This is a genomic window from Saccharospirillum alexandrii (assembly GCF_004000275.1).
GTDB lineage: Bacteria > Pseudomonadota > Gammaproteobacteria > Pseudomonadales > Natronospirillaceae > Saccharospirillum > Saccharospirillum alexandrii.
The window spans coordinates 276,568-294,028 of record NZ_RCIP01000002.1 but is presented as its reverse complement, the minus strand read 5'-3'; the positions used below and the strand labels follow the sequence as shown (position 1 = coordinate 294,028).

Here is a 17,461-nt window from a genome sequence, read left to right as displayed (position 1 = left end):
GCCTGCCAGTCGCTCTCAACCTTAAAGGGTATCGGGGTATATTGTTTCATGGAGTCATACTTCCAGTGGGTACGTCAGCGGCGAGGCGAATGATGACGCGTTGGTCAAAGGCCAGTTCACTGAGGCTGATCAAATTGTGTTCAATGGCAATGCGGTGATTGACCCGCATTGATCCGACCCGCAACACGAGCTGATTGCCCGGCAACGGCTGGTTAAAATTGGTAATGCGATAACCGTGCTGGTTATCGGATTCCAAAGCACCGCGTCCGGGAATGTGCCCCAGGCCAGCGGCAAAATCGGGAGTGTGGGTGCTGTCGAGAATCAGTGTCTGGCCGTCTACCCGAAAGCAGTCTTCTACCTGAAACCCCTGAACCGAGTGATTCCAAAGCAGGCACCAGCGGCCTTCATCGTTGGGCAAGTCGACCCTGGCCAGAATCTGATCATTGCGATCGACAACTTCCAGCTGCCAGGCAATAGCCGGTGTTACAACGGTGATTAGTCCGGTGAGCACACCAAGCCTGACGTGTTTAAAAAAACCGCGGGTCTTGCGACCCACGGTTTCCAGGCTGGTTAGCCGCGTCATCTGCAATTACTGGCGCAGGCGAGCCGGGATGTCGGCACCGATTTCTTCGTAGTACCGAATGGCACCCGGGTGCAGCGGAATCGGCGTAGAGGTCAGCGCGAAATCCACGGTGGTGTCGTTTGCGGCCGGGTGAATGTCTCGCAGGTATTCAACTTCCTCGAACAGCAGCTTGGTGATCTGGTAAGCCAGATCGTCAGACATGGCGGTGTTGACGGTCAGGACGTTGGGAATGCCAACAGACTGAACCGGTTCGTCCATGCCTTCATACAGGCCAGCACGGAGCGTATAAGGTGCAAATACCGGTTCCAGTTCCAGGGCGTTGGCCACTTCTTCTTCAGACAAGGACAACAGCTTGATGTCGCGGGTGGTGGCCAGGCTCAGAATTGAGCTGGTCGGCGGGCCGACACTCCAGAAACCCGCATCGATGTCGCCATCGCGAATCGCATCAGCGGTTTCGTTGAAGTTCAGGCGCAAGGCAGTAAAGTCATCGTAGCTGATGCCATTGCCTTCAAGAATGGCATTGGCATTCACTTCCGTACCACTGCCCGGCGCGCCAACCGAGACGCGCTTGCCGCGCAGGTCAGCCAGAGAGTTAATGTCGGAATCAGCCAGCGTCACAATCTGGACCGCGTTCGGGTAAAGGGAAGCGAGCGCTACTACGTCCAGTTTGTTGCCATTGAAGCGGTCACCACCGTTGTACGCCTGGTAGACCGTGTCGGCCAGGGCGATGGCCAGGTCTGAATCTTCGCGATGGACCAGACCCATGTTTTCAACGGACGCACCGGTCACTTCAGCGACCGCATCGTAACCATCGATGTTGTTGGTGATCAGTTCAGCCAGACCACCACCCAGGGGATAGTAGGTGCCACCGGTGCCGCCGGTAGCAATGGACAGGGATTCAGCCTGGGCAGCAGAGAAGCCCAGGGCTGCGGTAGCACACAGTGCCAGTGAAAGCTTACGCATGAGATCGTTACCTCGATTGTTGTTGGTTTTGTACGTCAATTATCGTCGTTCATGAACCCGTGGCTCAGTCGATGTGCCTTTCTGACAGACACAAGCGTTTGAGCTTCACAAGGGATCCAGGCACAGGGCCCGTTAATGACCTGATTGTAGTCGTGAAGATGCAGCAAGCACGGGTTGGTTCGAGTTTTTTGTAGCCCGGCTGCCACAGGGTCAGTCAGGCTATTGCAACCGGTGTGCCAGAAGGGAGATGCTTTCAAACCCCCATGCTTTGGGGGTTGGGGAGAATCAACCAGAACGAGTAGGCAAGATTTTGCTCATTAGCAGGGGTTTGGTAAGCAAGAATTGGCTGGGTGCGCGCTCGCTAAAGCGCGACTCGTCTATCAGTCATGACTTTCAGCGCCGCATTTCAATTCCGCGACCAGCCATCACGTCTTTCGCCTCGGCAATACTGTACTCACCAAAGTGAAAAATGCTGGCAGCCAAGACGGCATCGGCATGGCCTTCAAGAACGCCGTCGGCCAGGTGATCGAGGTTACCCACGCCACCACTGGCGATTACAGGAATGCGAATGGCATCGGCAACGGCCTTGGTCAGCCCTAGATCAAAGCCGGTTTTCACCCCATCCCGATCCATACTGGTCAGCAAAATCTCGCCGGCACCCAGGGTCTCCATTTTCTGCGCCCATTCAACGGCATCAATGCCTGTTGGTTTACGGCCACCGTGCGTGAAAATTTCCCAGTGGTCATCAACCCGCTTGGCATCAATAGCAACCACAATGCACTGGGCGCCAAACCGGTCGGAAGCCTGTTTTACAAACTCGGGGTTAAACACTGCCGCGCTGTTAATAGACACTTTGTCGGCACCGGCGTTTAGCATGGTGCGAATATCATCAAGGGTGCGAATACCACCTCCAACAGTCAGCGGAATAAACACCTGGCCGGCAATGGCACTGACGGTCTCGACCATGGTGTCCCGGCCTTCATGAGTGGCGGTAATATCGAGCATGGTAATCTCATCGGCACCCTGTTCATTGTACCGGCGCGCCACTTCCACCGGATCCCCGGCGTCCCGAATATTGACGAAATTCACGCCCTTCACCACGCGACCCTTGTCGACGTCGAGGCAGGGAATAATACGTTTTGCCAGTGCCATAATTTAGTCTCTCGGTTGCTTTTTCTACCTGCCAGGAATCCGTGTTAGGCACCGGGTAGGTCTATCCGGGGTCGGCGTGAACCCGTCCATGGGGCCTAGGCTTCGGCATCCATGCCTCAGACTTCCCCGGATAGACCTACCCGGCACCTAACACTCGGCCCGGTGTCGATTCCATAGATAAGTGGTGCCGTTTAGTGCCGTGCCCTGAGTTCAAGATTCGCCCTGAATTAACCACTAATCTGCCCCAAGGGCTTTCGGGTGCCCTCATCGGAGGCCGTTAGACCGCATGGATGCGGTCTTCGAGCCCCCATGGATGGGTTTACGGCGTGCCTCCGATGAGGGTACCCGATGGCCCGCCCTAGCTAATTAGTAACACCAACCACTAAGTCGTTTTCCCAGGCGAATCTCGGGCTCAGGACAAAGCCACAGTAGAATAATTAACTTGTCTCAACCACGCCCGTCACAGTAAGCCTGAGCCTCTTGCACATCGATGGCGCCGTCGTAGATGGCGCGTCCGGTAATGGCGCCCAGAACGCCCTGGCTGGCGACATCACAGAGGCGTTCTATGTCGGTCATGTTGGTGACGCCACCACTGGCGATCACCGGAATGCCGCCGGCTTTGGCGACTTCTACGGTGGCATCGACATTAACGCCCTGCATCATGCCATCGCGGCTGATGTCGGTGTAAACAATGGCGCTGACGCCGTCGTTGGCGAAATCGCGGGCCAGATCCGTGGCCAGCACGTCGCTGACATCGGCCCAGCCTTCGGTAGCGACGCGGCCGTCTTTGGCATCGATGCCGACAATGATGTGGCCGGGGAAAGCCTGGCAGGCTTCGCGTACAAAGCCCGGGTTCTTGACCGCCGCGGTGCCGATGATGCACCAGCTGACGCCGGCTTTGATGTAGGCTTCAATGGTCTCCAGCGAGCGGATGCCACCGCCAATCTGGATCGGTAGGTCCGGGTATTTTCTGGAAATGGCGGTGACCGCTTCGGCGTGAATCGGGGTGCCTTCGAAGGCACCGTTCAGGTCGACGAGGTGCAGGCGGCGGCAGCCGGCCTCGACCCAGCGGGTGGCCATTTCTACCGGGTCGGATCCGAACACGGTTGCGTCTTCCATTCGGCCTTGCAGCAAGCGCACGCACTGGCCGTCTTTCAGGTCGATGGCGGGGATGATCAGCATTGAGGGTGTCTCCTGTTCTACTGGGATGGTGCCGGAAGGGCCGATTAGCGGCGGCCATCCCAGTCGACAAAGTTTTTCAGCAGGGTCAGTCCGGCCGGGAAGCTTTTTTCCGGGTGGAACTGGGTGGCAAATATATTGTCCCGGTAAATCATCGCGGCGAAGGTGGCATCGTAAGTGCAATTGGCCGCCGTGTATTCCGGGTGGGCTTCTACATAGTAGCTGTGTACGAAATAGAAGCGGTCACCACTGTGAATGCCCTGCAACAACGGGTGATCGATTTGCAGGTCTACCGTGTTCCAGCCCATGTGTGGGACCTTGAGGGCAAGACCGCGCTCATCGGACGCGGTGGTACTGAAACGGCGCACCTCGCCATCGAAATGACCCAGGCAGTCGATGCCCCCGTTCTCGTGGCTGCGGGCCATCAGCGCCTGCATGCCGACGCAAATACCGAGGAAGGGCTTGCCGCTGTTTACGGCCTCGGCTACTACGGTATCAACGCCCTGACGGCGAATTTCAGCCATGCAGTCGCGAATCGCACCAACGCCCGGCAACAGAATATGGTCGGCTTCGGCGATGCGGTCTTTGTCGGATGTGACTTCGATTTGGGTGTTCGGGGCGACGTGCTCCAGCGCCTTGGCGACGGAGTGCAGATTGCCCATGCCGTAATCAATGATGGTCAGCAGTGTGCGACTCACGGAAGTATCCTGTTCTGGCTGAGGTTTGCATCAGGCGCCCGTTGTGGGCGCCGTTGGAGCGACCTTCCGGCCGGTATCAGAGCACGCCCTTGGTGGACGGAGTGATGCCAGCCATGCGTTCGTCTGGCGTTAGTGCCATGCGCAGGGCTCGGCCGAAGGCCTTGAACACCGTTTCGATCTGGTGGTGCGAATTATGGCCCTTCAGGTTGTCGATGTGCAGCGTGACCCAGGCGTGGTTGACGAAGCCCTGGAAAAACTCATAAAACAGGTCGACATCGAATCCGCCGACGCTGCCGCGTGTAAATGGCAGGTTGTATTCGAGGCCCGGGCGACCGGAGAAATCGATCACGACCCGCGACAGGGCTTCATCGAGCGGCACATAGCTGTGGCCGTAGCGGGTGATGCCTTTTTTGTCGCCAACGGCCTTCGCGAAGGCCTGGCCCAGGGTAATGCCGATGTCTTCAACGCTGTGGTGGTCGTCGATGTGGTTGTCGCCGCGGCAGACGATGTCGAGATCGATCAGGCCATGCCGGGCTATCTGGTCCATCATGTGGTCCAGAAAGGGCATGCCGGTGTCGAACTGGGCTGTGCCGGTACCGTCCAGATTGATACTGACCTTGATCTGGGTTTCGGTGGTGTTGCGTTCAACCGTCGCTTGGCGACTCATAGTACGACTCTCTGTTCTTGATGATTCGAAGGTTGGTTCGGGCAACGCATGTGGGTGGCTGCAGCAAAGTAAACAGCTTCAAACCCGGTTGCGAAGGCGCATTATATCGGTATGCTGCGCCTCAAACCACCCGGACCGACACCGATGCCTGTAACGCTGGATTTGCTGTCCCGAACACCGCTCTCAGACTTGCCAGAAACCGATGCGCCAGACCTGGCCCGTCTGGCGCAGGACATGAGTGCCTGCCCGTGCTATCAGTCGGCCTGGATTGCCTGGCAGGCCAGTGCCCCGGGCGTGAGACTCCATGCCGCCCGGTTTAACGGGCGCATTGTCGGCGTTATCTTTGTTGAGGGAGATTGCGTGTTGAGCCTGGGGGTTCGGGCGCTGACCCGGGGGCGAGGCGTTGGGCGGAGAATGGTATCCGTGTTGGCGCAGCAGCATTCTTTGCGCCTCTCGGCGCAGATTCACACTGAGCTTGCGGCCTTTGTCAGTGCCTGTTTGACGTCGCTGGCAAATCGGAAATAACCGCCTGGTTTTTACCGCGTGACTTGGCCTCGTACATGGCATGGTCAGCCAGGTTGAGCAACTGATCGACCAGTTTCGGCGCTTGCTCGCCAGTGACTTCAATGATACCCACGGAACATCCCAATTGCTGACCTTCGGGCCAGGTGAATTCCTGACCGGTAAAGCGTCGCAGAAAAGCTTGGCATCGAGCCGGCGTCGAGAAATCCTCAAGAATGCGCTGGGCCAGTTGCTGAACTGCCTGGCCTTGTTCATTGGGGAATAGAATGACGAATTCGTCTCCGCCCAGTCGCGCTGCCAGATCCTCGGTGCGGGTGTGCTCTTTCAATACCTGCGCAAAGCCGCGCAATACCTGATCACCCAGTATGTGGCCATAGTTGTCATTCAGGTATTTGAAGTTATCCAGGTCCAGAAATGCCAGCGAGAATCGATAGCTGGCATTGCGGCGACCACGGGCCAGTTCTTCTTCCAGGCGCGGATACAGGGCCTGGCGGTTCATCAGGCCGGTCAGCATGTCGGTGGAGGAAAGATGGTGCAGTTCTTTTTCATGCGCCAGCCGCTGAATGGCAGCCGCCAGCTGCCCGGCCAGCATGGAGGCTGTGCGCAGTACGGATTCTTCAAACCCCGATGGGTTTCGGGTCATCAGGATCATGTCGCCAAAATCGTGGTGGGGCAGAGCGATGCGGAAGATGCAGACGTAGCCGCTGTCCATGCCCTCCAAGTCGAGGTTGTGCATACGGATCAGTAATCGCCCGCGCGTTAACCGTTGTAAAGACAGTGCCTGATGCAGCCGCTCAACGTCCAGGTCGGCCAGCCCCCGGGTAATTAGGGTGGCTGCCATAAAGGGTTGCTGGGTCAGTTCGATGGCGACGTAGTCGCAATCGAGATGAGCCTTCAGTTGCTGGCACAGGGTTTCGACCAGTTCCAGAGTGTCGGTCGCTGCGTTGGTTTGAGCGCTGAGGTGTGACAGCAGGCGAGTGTCCCGCACCCGCTGCTGTATCTGTTCCAGTTCGCTTTCAAGATCGGCGGCTCGTAACACGGACATCACATCGATGTTGCTGTCGGTCAGCGGTTGGGTAACCGTCTCCCGGGTTTGCATCCATTGGATCTGATAGGCCGGTTTCAGGCTGGAAGGCAAGTTGTCAGGCCCCGCAGCATACCAGGCGAGATTCACCAGGGTATCCGGCAAGTCTGGTTGGGTCCCCAGCGACGCTGTCAATTCAGAAACCAGGGTGGTAACGCCATCGTAGTCGGCTTCTGCCCGGGCAAAATGCAGTTTTAGGCAGGTAAGCAATACCTGCCCCCGAGCCGAGCGTTGTTCGGGGCGTTGACGATAATCCTGCAAGGTATGCTGGGCGAGCACACTGTGCCCCAGATAAAACCGGTACAGTGCCTGTTGCAGCATAAGGTCATCGAGCGTGTAAAAAGGTATGGTCACGAACCCGCGTATGCGACACAAACGAATGGCCGTTGTCAGCAGTCGCAAGCTCTCCTGAACATTGCCGCTGATCAGATAAGCCCAGGACAAGTTATGCAACGTGACCGCAATTTCATTGTAGTGGGCGACCGTTTGCAATTTGTGCAGGGTGTATAAAAAGGTGTCTCTGGCTTCCTCTATCCGGCCCAGCCGCATCTGAATAATACCCAGACCATTGTAGAGAGGGGCTTCATGTCGTGGCGATGCCATGCGCTGGCAACGGCTCAGCGCCAGCTCCAGCAGGCGGTGTGCTCGCTGAAACCGGTGTGCTTTGGTTTGCAGCAAGGCCATCGCTTCAGTCAGTTTGACGGTGGCGATGTCGTTCTTCTGGACCCTGGCCTGGCTGAGGCCCGTTAAAATGGCGCGCCGCAGGAAGTACCGCTCCCGGTCTGTCATGCCCCCCTCCCAGGCGATCTGGGCAGTGCGCAGGGCGTAACCATAGTCGTCCTGGTCAAGCATCGGCAGCAGTGCTTCGAGCCGGTGCATGATCGTGGCGGGCGGGCGTTCGTGAAACATGCTGCTGATCATGACCTGCAACAGCAGCCATTCCCGTTCGCGTAATAGCCAGGGGGCGTCTTTGGTCGTAATTTGTTCAAGCGCCGTTTGGGCGTGTGTGGCCATTTGCCGGGCGGTGCTTAGCCGGTGTTTCGTCAGCGCGCACCAGCCGAGGCGTAAGTAGGCATCGAACATTTGGTCGTAAAGATGCTCTTGCCGGGCTTCTTCAAGCAGTTCCGTTAACAGGGTAATGGCCCCGTTATGCTGGTCTTTGTAGTACTGGGCCTCCGCTTCAATCAGTCGCAGAGTGCTGCGATGTTCGGATAGCAGCAGTATTTGCCGTTCATCCAGCATCAGGCCGATCTTATCGCACAGCAGGTGGGTTTCGGTATGGCACTGCAAGGCGTGGTTTCTCAGCGCATCCTGAATCAGCCGTGGAATGCTCTGGGCACTGAGTGGTTGCGGCTCGGGCCATGGTGCTGAGTCGGCGTTCAGTTCGGGCGACAGGTCTATCAGCCAGTTGGGCGGGTCAATGTCGTCGTCGGCGCTGCGCTGTGTACTGTGCCAGTCCGGGTCGTGGGAGACCATCAGATCCGTATCGGTTGAGGTGAGCAACAATACTCGTCCGTTTAACTGCTGTTGCACGGTTCTGACCAGGCGCTGCAGACTGAAACTGGCAAAATGGAAGTGCGTCAGTGCCACAACGATGGGGCGCGTTTGCGACAGAGCCGCCAGCAAGCACAAAATGTCGTCCTGAAAGGCGATGGTTTTCTGAATGACGTGGTCTTTCAGTTGCAGCGGATGGCGCTGAATAAAATGATCGTCGAGCAATTGCTGCCAGGTAGTGAGGTTGGGGCCATATACGCCCTGTTCCTGAAGCCAGCGCCCACAGTCGGCAATGCCCAGTCGGTCGTATCCCTCCTGAATGATGTCAACCAGCGGGTAATAGCCATTCAGCTGACTGTCGGAGGTCAGTTGATAGCGCACACACTCAGCGGGCAGGTCTGCCATAAACGCATCTACCAGGCTGCTGAAACGGCGGCCATCGGCATCGGCGAAGAGCAGGCACTGTCCCTGGCCTTTTAACGTCTGCTGCCATGCGTTGTCCAGCAGCCTAAGCGGGTAGGTCTGATTCATAGTCCTTCACGATCTTGCAGCGTTTCGCCAGTATAAACCAAAAGTTCAGGTCATCATGCAGACGAATTGGCAACTTTGCGTATTTAAGGTCGTATCAGTGAACCCGAATCACAAATCCGGCAATGCACCATAATAGTGCTAGTATGATGCCAGTGGTTCCATAGTGGTGCATGAGCGCCGACTTAAGCCCCGTAATCGTGCATTTCGGGCCTTAAATGACTGGCCTGCTTCTTGCGTATGCCATTTAAAGAACCACAGGGCAGGCCACGGCGGATTCACCGCTGACCCAATTCAGGGTCTGTTTGCTGACTTCCATTGCAACCCGGTGCACAGGAAACCTCATGTGACTGACACGCATTTTTTTCGCCAGTTGGTCGATCACCAATTCACGGCTGTCATTCAGCTGGACGACACGTTGGTTGTCGAGCACGTCAACCCTTCTGCTGAATTGTTGCTGGTGCGCTCGGGAAAGCAAATCATTGGTCAGGCGTTTTACAGTCTCTTTGTTAACCCGGCTGAGATTCGGGAGATGATGATGTCGGCCGTCTCTGGCGGCACGACGTTGTCGGTGCGTTCTGCCCAGTGGCAGCTGGCGCATCGGGATACGCTGACATTGGATTACATGGTCACGCCCTATATGGACGATGACGAACTGCACCTGATTGTCGAGATGCTGCCCGCCGACCGGGCGATGCGCATCAGCCGAGACGAGGGTCTGATTCAACAAACCGAGACGACCCGGCATCTGGTCCGCGGCGTGGCCCACGAAATCAAGAACCCACTGGGCGGCATTCGGGGCGCGGCGCAACTGCTGGCCAGTGAATTGCCCAATGCCGATCTTAAAGAGTATACCCAGGTCATAATTGAGGAAGCCGACCGGTTGCGCGATCTGGTAGATCGGATGCTCGGCAGCCACAAGGTGCCCACCCTGTCAGAAGTCAACATCCATCAGATCGTCGAGCGTGTTTACGCGCTGCTTCGGGTCGAGTGCGGCGATCGAATCCGGTTAAGCCGCGATTACGATCCCAGTCTGCCCGACTTTAAAGCCGACGAGGCGCAGTTGATACAGGCCGTGTTGAACATCGCCCGCAATGCGGTTCAGGCCTTGATTGAGAATAACGTTGAAGCGCCGGCCATTGAGTTTAAAACCCGGGCTGTGCGTCAGTTTACCATCCGTCAGAACCGGTACCGGTTGCTGGTTAAGCTCGACATCATTGATAACGGTCCGGGCATTGCACCGGAGATGATGGAAAAGATTTTCTACCCAATGATCTCAGGCCGACCCACCGGTACGGGTCTGGGTCTGTCGATCGCTCAGCAAATTATTAATTTTCACAACGGCGTCATCGAGTGTGACAGCAGTCCCGGTGCCACCGTCTTTAGTGTCTATTTACCGTTGGAGGGGCTCAATGGCCAATCATAATTGCGTCTGGATCGTCGACGACGACCGCTCCATACGCTGGGTACTGGAACGTGCCTTCGAGAAGGAAGGTATCGAGTGCCGCAGCTTTGAATCCGGTGAGGCCCTGTTGCGTAAGCTGGATCAGGACCCGCCCGATGCCATTGTCAGCGATGTCCGTATGGAGGGCATCGACGGCCTGGAGCTGCTTAGCCGAATTCATGACAACCACCCGCATTTGCCGGTCATTATCATGACGGCACATTCAGACCTGGAAAGTGCCGTTGCCTCTTTTCAGGGTGGTGCCTTCGAGTATCTGCCCAAGCCGTTTGACGTCGACGATGCGGTCTCCCTGGCGCTGCGTGCGATCGAGCATACTCGCCAGAAGCAGAAAACCTCTGAACCAGCGGTGGCACCGGCCAATACCGAGATTATTGGCGAAGCTCCTGCGATGCAGGAAGTGTTTCGGGCCATTGGCCGGTTGTCGCAGTCGAACATCACAGTGCTGATCAATGGTGAATCCGGTACCGGCAAAGAGCTGGTGGCGCATGCGTTGCACCGTCACAGCCCACGCCGGGAAAACCCGTTTATAGCGCTAAACATGGCGGCTATTCCTCGTGATCTGATGGAATCTGAGCTCTTCGGTCACGAAAAAGGGTCCTTCACCGGAGCGCAAGGGCAGCGTCGCGGGCGATTTGAACAGGCCGATGGCGGTACACTGTTTCTTGATGAAATTGGCGATATGCCGGCCGAGACCCAAACCCGGTTGCTGCGAGTGCTGGCCGATGGCGAGTTTTACCGCGTTGGCGGACACACCTCGGTACGGGTGGATGTTCGCATCATCGCGGCGACGCACCAGAACCTTGAGACTCTGGTGAAAGAAGGTCGCTTTCGCGAGGACCTGTTCCACCGGTTGAACGTTATTCGTATCCACTTGCCGCGCCTCGCTGACCGGCGTGAAGACATTCCCCGGCTGCTTGAGTTCTTCCTCCACAAGGCAGCCGACGAATTGGGTGTGGAAACCAAGACGTTACGACCGGAGACCGAGGCTTATTTGTCTCGCCTGGCCTGGCCGGGCAATGTGCGTCAGCTGGAGAACATCTGCCGCTGGATCACAGTGATGGCTTCTGGTCGCGAGGTCCTGGTGTCGGATCTACCGCCAGAGCTGATGGACGAAGCCCAGACGCCAGTCACCAGCGAGAACTGGGAGCAGGCCCTGCGCAACTGGGCCGACCGGGAACTGGCCCGTGGCGAGCACCGGCTCTTGGACATCGCAGTACCGAACTTCGAACGCATCATGATAGAGACCGCACTGAAGCACACCGCTGGCCGACGTCGGGATGCAGCCGAGCTGCTGGGCTGGGGCAGAAACACCCTGACCCGCAAGATCAAGGAGCTGGGCATGGAGTTGGAAACGGTGGCGGAGGACGAAGAGTAAACCAAGATTCGGAGTTTGGGTCGCCATAGAGGCACTAGTCCGCACCGGCTACCGGGTATGTCCCTGTGGGGTCGGCGTAAATCCGTCCATGGAGCCTAGACCGCTGCATCCCTGCTGCGGACTACCCCACAGGGACACACCCGAAAGCCGCTGCTAATCTCTAGGCACCCTCCGAATCACCATGAGCAAGCTGTCCAGCTAATTTCGTGGTGAGTTACACCTCTTCGCCGCCGCAACACTAGACCACTACCATGGCATCTCCTCAGTCAAAGGCGTAAAATTCCAGCCAGCCTAAAAACCCGCCAACTCGTTGGGAGACAAGATGTCAGATATTAAAAAAGTGGTGCTGGCCTATTCCGGTGGCCTGGACACCTCGGTCATTGCCAAGTGGATCACCGAAACCTACAACTGCGAAGTGGTGACTTTCACAGCCGACCTCGGCCAGGGCGAAGAAGTTGAGCCGGCCCGCGCCAAGGCCGAAGCCCTGGGTATTAAGGAAATCTACATCGAAGATCTGCGCGAAGAGTTTGTGCGTGACTTTGTGTTCCCGATGTTCCGTGCCAATACCGTGTACGAAGGCGAGTACTTGCTGGGCACCTCCATTGCCCGCCCGCTGATTGCCAAGCGGCTGATCGAAATCGCCAATGAAACCGGTGCCGATGCCATCGCTCACGGCGCTACCGGTAAGGGTAACGACCAGGTGCGGTTCGAGCTGGGTGCTTATGCGTTGAAGCCGGGCGTGAAAGTGATCGCGCCCTGGCGTGAGTGGGATCTGACGTCGCGCGAGAAGTTGATGGCTTATTGCGAAGACCACCAGATTCCGGTCGATTTCAACAAGAAAGGCAAGAAGTCGCCCTATTCGATGGATGCCAACCTGCTGCACATCTCCTACGAGGGCGGCATTCTGGAAGACCCCTGGGCCGAAGCTGAAGAAGAGATGTGGCGTTGGTCGGTCAGCCCTGAAGCGGCACCGGATACCCCGACTTACCTCGAACTGACCTACGATAAAGGCGATATCGTCGCCATTGACGGCAAACCGACGTCACCGGCCGATGTGTTGGCGTACCTGAACAAGGTCGGTGGCGAGAACGGCATTGGCCGTCTGGATCTGGTTGAAAACCGTTACGTTGGCATGAAGTCTCGCGGCTGTTATGAAACACCGGGCGGAACCATAATGCTCAAGGCGCACCGTGCCATCGAGTCGATCACGCTGGACCGTGAAGTTGCGCACCTGAAAGATGAGCTGATGCCGAAATACGCCGAAGTCATTTACAACGGTTACTGGTGGAGCCCCGAACGTCTGATGATGCAAAAGATGATTGATGCATCCCAGGAGCGGGTGAATGGCAAGGTTCGCCTGAAGCTGTACAAGGGCAACGTGATTGTCGCCGGCCGTCAGTCTGAAGACAGCCTGTTCGATGAGAGCATTGCCACCTTTGAAGATGATGCCGGTGCTTACGATCAGAAAGACGCCGAAGGCTTTATCAAGCTGAATGCTTTGCGCATGCGCATTGCGGCGAGCAAAGGTCGTAGCCCGCTTAAGTAATGCAGGGCACGAAAAAAACCGGGCTTTTAGCCCGGTTTTTTTATGGGTAATGCAATCAGTGCCTCAGTTCGGGTTGCCATTCAGATAAATGTCGGTGTCCCGGTTGAACAGGGCACCAATCCAGATGAAGAACACCCACACCAGTGCCCCAAACGGCAGGTATCCGAAATATCCGAGTAACGGCATTTCAGAGAAGATATGGATTACGTTGACAAAGGGAATGTCATAAATCCAGTAGTTCGGGTTGGTTGGGTAGCCGATGTCCGGGTGTTCACTGCCGAAGTTCCACATTTCCCAGAGAAACCCGTTGAACATCGAGGCCAGTGCGATCAGCACGCCGGGTGCCCAGTTTCCCTGGGTCATTGCTGTAAAAGGCGACCAGAGGGATTGCCGCAACAAAACGCCAATAATGACCGCTAGCGGACCAATCCAGATGCCCCAGAACATCAGGCGCGGAAAGAACACCAGGGCACCGATGATCAGGCAGCCCAGGATAATCAGCAGGTTTCCTGACAGCGGGATGGAGGGGCCATTCTGATAACGTGCGACCAGCTTGGGAAAGGAATTCAGCACGTTAAACCACTCGAAGATGGCCGGCCAGACAGTGGTGTAGGCGATCAGAAACAATACGACGATCACGCTGTGGGGCAGCGCGGCCATGTGACCGTTAGGGTAATACCAGTTGCTGAGTACAAAATAGTCGTAGTACTCGAAATACCCCCAGCCAACCACGGAAATTAGGGCGCTGAAGATCAGCAAGGCCGGCTTGGTCGCCATCAGTGATTTGCCGTTGTTGCGGCGGTACACAATGCCATCGAGCATGACGATGAAGCCCCACCACATCGGGGAAAAGGCATAATAGACCAAATCGCCCAGCCAGACCGGCCGGGCCCACATGACCCACCAGAAACACAGCATGACAACGGCACCGGCCCAGAACCACCAGGGCAGTGGCTTTTTCGCCGGTTGTGGGGCGGGTGTTGCCCCCTGAATGCCGAACAGCTTTGGAAATAAAAGCAGTAACGTCACCAGAACGGCCAGAGCAGCGACCACCAGAAAGTAGAGCAGCGAAAATCCCGGCGCTGGCGAGGTTTGTATGGGTGGAAAAATACCAAAGCCGGGGGGCAGATGGGTGTTCGGGTAGGCAAACCAGGCGGCTACCAGAGGGATCAGCAGTGTCAGCAGGATGGGCCAGAGCAGAGCCCATTTGTTGGTCGGGTTCATATCAGTGTCGGTTCCTTGTGTTTGTTTTTGGTTATTGTTTCGGGCTGGGGAGCCTCTGAACAACTTCCCCAGGGCTCTGCGCGAGCTAAAACGTTTTGCCCAAATGGGCGGCACTCCGACGCACTTCGCAGCGCAATGGCCGTAGCCCTTGTCAAGAAGTGTCCCTAGTTCCCTGGCATGCGGTTTCGACTGCTAACGACCACCCCGGCTGCTCAGGGAGGACTGCTCGGTCCATTTGAGAATCATATTCTCCAGTTGTGTCAGTTTGATGGGTTTGAGCAACACGTCATTCATGCCGGCTGCCAGGCAGTTGTTGATATCGCGCTGCGACGTATTGGCGGTAAAGGCGATGACGGGGTTGTTGAACTGGCGTTGTCGCAGTGTGCGAGTCGTCTCCAGGCCATCCATCACCGGCATCTGCATGTCCATCAACACCATATCGGGTTGCCGGAATAGGACGTGGCTTAACCCTTCTTCCGCCGATTCAAACCCGCTGGCGCTGACGCCCAGCCGGGTCAGCATCCCCAGTAACACTTTGAGGTTCACCGGGTTGTCATCGATGGCAACAATATAAAGCCGGCGCAACATCAGTGGGTGTTCGGCGGGCGCGGGGGCAGTAGCTGCCTGACCCAGCAGTCGCCGGAAAGTGACCTGTGTGCAGGGCAATAGCTCCAGGCTAACCGGTGGTGCCCACAGCGGCAGGTCAGTCGGTACCCGGTTTACGAGCCAGTGGACTCTGGGGTGCTCGCTGAACCGGTTCGAGAGGTCGGGGTCGGGTTGGTCGGCGACCAGAACCCAGTGATCTGCATCCTCTGGCAAGGGGGTGTTCATCGCGGCGGAATGCGTGAGGCTGTGTTGCAGAGCAATGCCGAGCCGATGCAGGCTGTTGTCGATCAGTTTTTTCAGGTCCACATCATCACAGACCAGCCCTACCCGAACGGGCAATGTGATTATCGGCTCGAGCTCGCCCTGCATGGGCAGGGTAAACTGGAAGTCGCTGCCCAGTTCCGGCTGGCTGAAGACGGTCAGCTTGCCGCCCATCAGCGTCACCAGTTTGGAGGCGATTTGTAAACCCAAACCCGTTCCGCCGTATTTGCGCGAAATGGTTGCATCGGCCTGGGTAAAGGCCGAAAAAACCGATTCGATTTTGTTCTGGGCAATACCAATGCCGGTGTCGGTGACATGAAAAGTCAGAACGTTCGCATCCGGCTGAGAAACCGATAATTCAATTGAGCCCTGGGCGGTGAATTTGAACGCGTTGCTGAGCAGATTCGCGAGGATCTGCTTCAACCGATTGACATCGCCGGTAACGCGATGAGGCACTTTGGGGTCTATATCGACGAGAAAACGCACTTGTTGCCGGTCGAACGCGTCTTTATAGATGGTACAGAGTTCATCCAGCGCTTCATCGAGGTCGAAGGGCTCTTCAACCAGTTCGAGCTGGTCGGCGTTCATTTTGGCCAGATCAAGAATGTCGTTGATCAGGAACACCAGGAAATTGGACGACGCATGGATGGCTTCCAAATGTCGGCTGGTTTCAGCTGGCATTTGCTGCTGGCCCATTAGCTCCACTGACCCCTGAATGGCGTTTAACGGCGTGCGCAATTCATGACTGACATTGGCCAGAAAGCGCTCTTTGGTGTTCAGGGCATCATTGGCCGCCTGCAGCGCTTCTTGTGTGGCCAGAAGGCCTGCTTCCTTTTCCTTGTAAACCAGTCCGACCTGGTGGCTGATGACCAGCGACAGCAGAATAACTTCCATCGAGACAGCAAACATGCCCAGGTGTTCAAGAAATAACGTATCGGCAACGGGCAAGCTGGACGCGCCAATGGAAATCAGGGCGGGAATGGCAAAGGCTGCGTTGGCAACCAGATAATAGCGCGCGGTTCTGTTGCCCTGCAGCACACGGGTAAGGCCTGCGGTGAAGCCATAAATGGCAAACAGGCCGACACCCATTCGGTCGATCTCCATCGACAGTTCCGGCCGAAGCAGCGCCACCACAAAACCAAATACAAAGAGGATGATCAGGCCACTGCCAATGCGGTACAGCCATTGTGACGTGTTGGGCTTGATGTTCAGCAGCACCATCACGAAGGCGATGTAGGCGGTGTTTGAAATAAGAATGGGGAAGCTGGTCAGGTAGAACTGGTGAATGCTGAGCAGATCACTGAACACCAGCAAGGAGGCGCCGGTAAAAAAGAAATTGCCGGTAATGAACAGAGCGTACAATAAGTCGGCTGCCCGGCTACGGCTGGTACCCAGCACGAAATAATAAATGCCCAGTGCCAGGAAAATCCCCTGGCAAATAAGCGTCAGGGCATTACCTACCTTGATGCTTTGCTGATACTCGTCCTGTGCAAATACGGTTGGTTGTGGTTGCGCTACGTAGAACGGGCTGTCCATTCGGGTGACGATTTGGTATTGACCGGGTTCGAATACCTGATTGCGACCATGGCGCAGAAAATAAGGGTTGTCCTGCTCCGATTCGATACCGCCAACCAACCGGTTGATCAGCTCACCGCTGGTGCGATCAAAGACCCAGTGTTCAAAGTTTGCAATCACCGAGGAATTGCGAAAATCGATCACTTGGAGCGTCGTTTCATCAACAGAGAGGTCAATCACATGCCAGTGATGACCCCCTTTTAACGAAATGCCCGTCTGGGACACGATTTGTGGCTTGCTCTGCTGGCGCGATTGTATGGACGGAGACCAATCAGAGGCTTGCTCCATCCAATAGCTGTCGATCTCGACAGTGCTGGCGTATGCCTGACTGGGCCAGACCAGCATCAACAATGGTAAGCTGGCAAAAAGCAATCCACAGGCGAGTCGATAAAGCACAGTGCTCGGTTCCCTTGATCAGTCTTATCGTTGGCCCGGCGCCCTCAGGCGGTGTAGTCAGAGCCGTTTAGTCTTGTTCTAATGGCTGTCAGTCGTCTGGTACGTCAATGATGGTTGGCTGCCCGGTTTATCTAGCCCCACGC

Annotated in this window: 13 protein-coding genes; 4 read left to right on the top strand and 9 right to left on the bottom strand. The window is 56.5% G+C overall.

What is annotated here, in order from left to right; translation table 11 throughout:
- Positions 1-46 precede the first annotated feature (46 nt).
- The 6 genes from EP166_RS09155 to hisB all read right to left on the bottom strand — a co-directional run bounded on the left by EP166_RS09155 (position 47) and on the right by hisB (position 5,242).
- Positions 47-583, bottom strand: coding sequence for a DUF1850 domain-containing protein (locus tag EP166_RS09155; protein WP_127556522.1), 537 nt, complete (start codon positions 581-583; stop codon positions 47-49).
- A gap of 6 nt (positions 584-589) precedes the next feature.
- Positions 590-1,546: a TAXI family TRAP transporter solute-binding subunit gene (locus EP166_RS09150; protein ID WP_127556521.1), complete on the bottom strand. Its 957-nt coding sequence runs from the start codon at positions 1,544-1,546 to the stop codon at positions 590-592.
- A gap of 393 nt (positions 1,547-1,939) precedes the next feature.
- A complete protein-coding gene (hisF, locus tag EP166_RS09145) occupies positions 1,940-2,698 on the bottom strand; it encodes an imidazole glycerol phosphate synthase subunit HisF (protein ID WP_127556520.1) in 759 nt (252 codons plus the stop codon).
- 447 nt (positions 2,699-3,145) lie between these two features.
- Positions 3,146-3,880 (bottom strand): 1-(5-phosphoribosyl)-5-[(5-phosphoribosylamino)methylideneamino]imidazole-4-carboxamide isomerase, encoded by a 735-nt coding sequence (hisA, locus tag EP166_RS09140; RefSeq protein WP_127556519.1) that lies wholly within the window; start codon positions 3,878-3,880, stop codon positions 3,146-3,148.
- A 44-nt stretch (positions 3,881-3,924) separates the two neighbouring features.
- Entirely contained in the window at positions 3,925-4,575 is a 651-nt protein-coding gene (hisH, locus tag EP166_RS09135; protein ID WP_281276779.1) for an imidazole glycerol phosphate synthase subunit HisH, read from the bottom strand.
- A 76-nt stretch (positions 4,576-4,651) separates the two neighbouring features.
- The gene (gene hisB / locus EP166_RS09130; RefSeq protein WP_127556518.1) at positions 4,652-5,242 is read right to left on the bottom strand and encodes an imidazoleglycerol-phosphate dehydratase HisB; all 591 of its coding nucleotides are present in this window, start codon (positions 5,240-5,242) and stop codon (positions 4,652-4,654) included.
- A 144-nt stretch (positions 5,243-5,386) separates the two neighbouring features.
- Here hisB and EP166_RS09125 point away from each other — a divergent pair, with 144 nt between their 5' ends.
- Positions 5,387-5,767: an acetyl-CoA sensor PanZ family protein gene (locus EP166_RS09125; RefSeq protein ID WP_164743883.1), complete on the top strand. Its 381-nt coding sequence runs from the start codon at positions 5,387-5,389 to the stop codon at positions 5,765-5,767.
- Here EP166_RS09125 and EP166_RS09120 read toward each other — a convergent pair.
- Positions 5,730-8,873: a tetratricopeptide repeat-containing diguanylate cyclase gene (locus tag EP166_RS09120; protein WP_127556516.1), complete on the bottom strand. Its 3,144-nt coding sequence runs from the start codon at positions 8,871-8,873 to the stop codon at positions 5,730-5,732. The two genes, EP166_RS09125 and EP166_RS09120, sit on opposite strands and share 38 nt — an antisense overlap.
- Before the next feature lie 343 nt (positions 8,874-9,216).
- On the opposite strand from EP166_RS09120, the gene glnL reads away from it, so the two are divergent.
- The 3 genes from glnL to EP166_RS09105 all read left to right on the top strand — a co-directional run bounded on the left by glnL (position 9,217) and on the right by EP166_RS09105 (position 13,256).
- Positions 9,217-10,296, top strand: coding sequence for a nitrogen regulation protein NR(II) (gene glnL, locus EP166_RS09115; protein ID WP_127556515.1), 1,080 nt, complete (start codon positions 9,217-9,219; stop codon positions 10,294-10,296).
- The gene (glnG, locus tag EP166_RS09110) at positions 10,283-11,710 is read left to right on the top strand and encodes a nitrogen regulation protein NR(I) (RefSeq protein WP_127556514.1); all 1,428 of its coding nucleotides are present in this window, start codon (positions 10,283-10,285) and stop codon (positions 11,708-11,710) included. The genes glnL and glnG overlap by 14 nt, the downstream gene beginning before the upstream one ends.
- A gap of 322 nt (positions 11,711-12,032) precedes the next feature.
- The gene (locus EP166_RS09105) at positions 12,033-13,256 is read left to right on the top strand and encodes an argininosuccinate synthase (protein ID WP_127556513.1); all 1,224 of its coding nucleotides are present in this window, start codon (positions 12,033-12,035) and stop codon (positions 13,254-13,256) included.
- Positions 13,257-13,319: 63 nt separating this feature from the next.
- On the opposite strand, the gene EP166_RS09100 is transcribed toward EP166_RS09105, so the two are convergent.
- Both EP166_RS09100 and EP166_RS09095 read right to left on the bottom strand, forming a co-directional pair.
- Positions 13,320-14,480 (bottom strand): mechanosensitive ion channel protein MscS, encoded by a 1,161-nt coding sequence (locus tag EP166_RS09100; RefSeq protein ID WP_127556512.1) that lies wholly within the window; start codon positions 14,478-14,480, stop codon positions 13,320-13,322.
- Positions 14,481-14,672: 192 nt separating this feature from the next.
- Positions 14,673-17,318: an ATP-binding protein gene (locus EP166_RS09095; protein WP_127556511.1), complete on the bottom strand. Its 2,646-nt coding sequence runs from the start codon at positions 17,316-17,318 to the stop codon at positions 14,673-14,675.
- Positions 17,319-17,461: the final 143 nt, after the last annotated feature.

What these genes read in the sequence shown, in the direction of transcription:
- EP166_RS09155 (WP_127556522.1), bottom strand. Translation starts at nt 583, where the DNA reads ATGACGCGGCTAACCAGCCTGGAAACCGTGGGTCGCAAGACCCGCGGT.
- EP166_RS09150 (WP_127556521.1), bottom strand. Translation starts at nt 1,546, where the DNA reads ATGCGTAAGCTTTCACTGGCACTGTGTGCTACCGCAGCCCTGGGCTTC.
- hisF (WP_127556520.1), bottom strand. Translation starts at nt 2,698, where the DNA reads ATGGCACTGGCAAAACGTATTATTCCCTGCCTCGACGTCGACAAGGGT.
- hisA (WP_127556519.1), bottom strand. Translation starts at nt 3,880, where the DNA reads ATGCTGATCATCCCCGCCATCGACCTGAAAGACGGCCAGTGCGTGCGC.
- hisB (WP_127556518.1), bottom strand. Translation starts at nt 5,242, where the DNA reads ATGAGTCGCCAAGCGACGGTTGAACGCAACACCACCGAAACCCAGATC.
- EP166_RS09125 (WP_164743883.1), top strand. Translation starts at nt 5,387, where the DNA reads ATGCCTGTAACGCTGGATTTGCTGTCCCGAACACCGCTCTCAGACTTG.
- EP166_RS09120 (WP_127556516.1), bottom strand. Translation starts at nt 8,873, where the DNA reads ATGAATCAGACCTACCCGCTTAGGCTGCTGGACAACGCATGGCAGCAG.
- glnG (WP_127556514.1), top strand. Translation starts at nt 10,283, where the DNA reads ATGGCCAATCATAATTGCGTCTGGATCGTCGACGACGACCGCTCCATA.
- EP166_RS09105 (WP_127556513.1), top strand. Translation starts at nt 12,033, where the DNA reads ATGTCAGATATTAAAAAAGTGGTGCTGGCCTATTCCGGTGGCCTGGAC.
- EP166_RS09100 (WP_127556512.1), bottom strand. Translation starts at nt 14,480, where the DNA reads ATGAACCCGACCAACAAATGGGCTCTGCTCTGGCCCATCCTGCTGACA.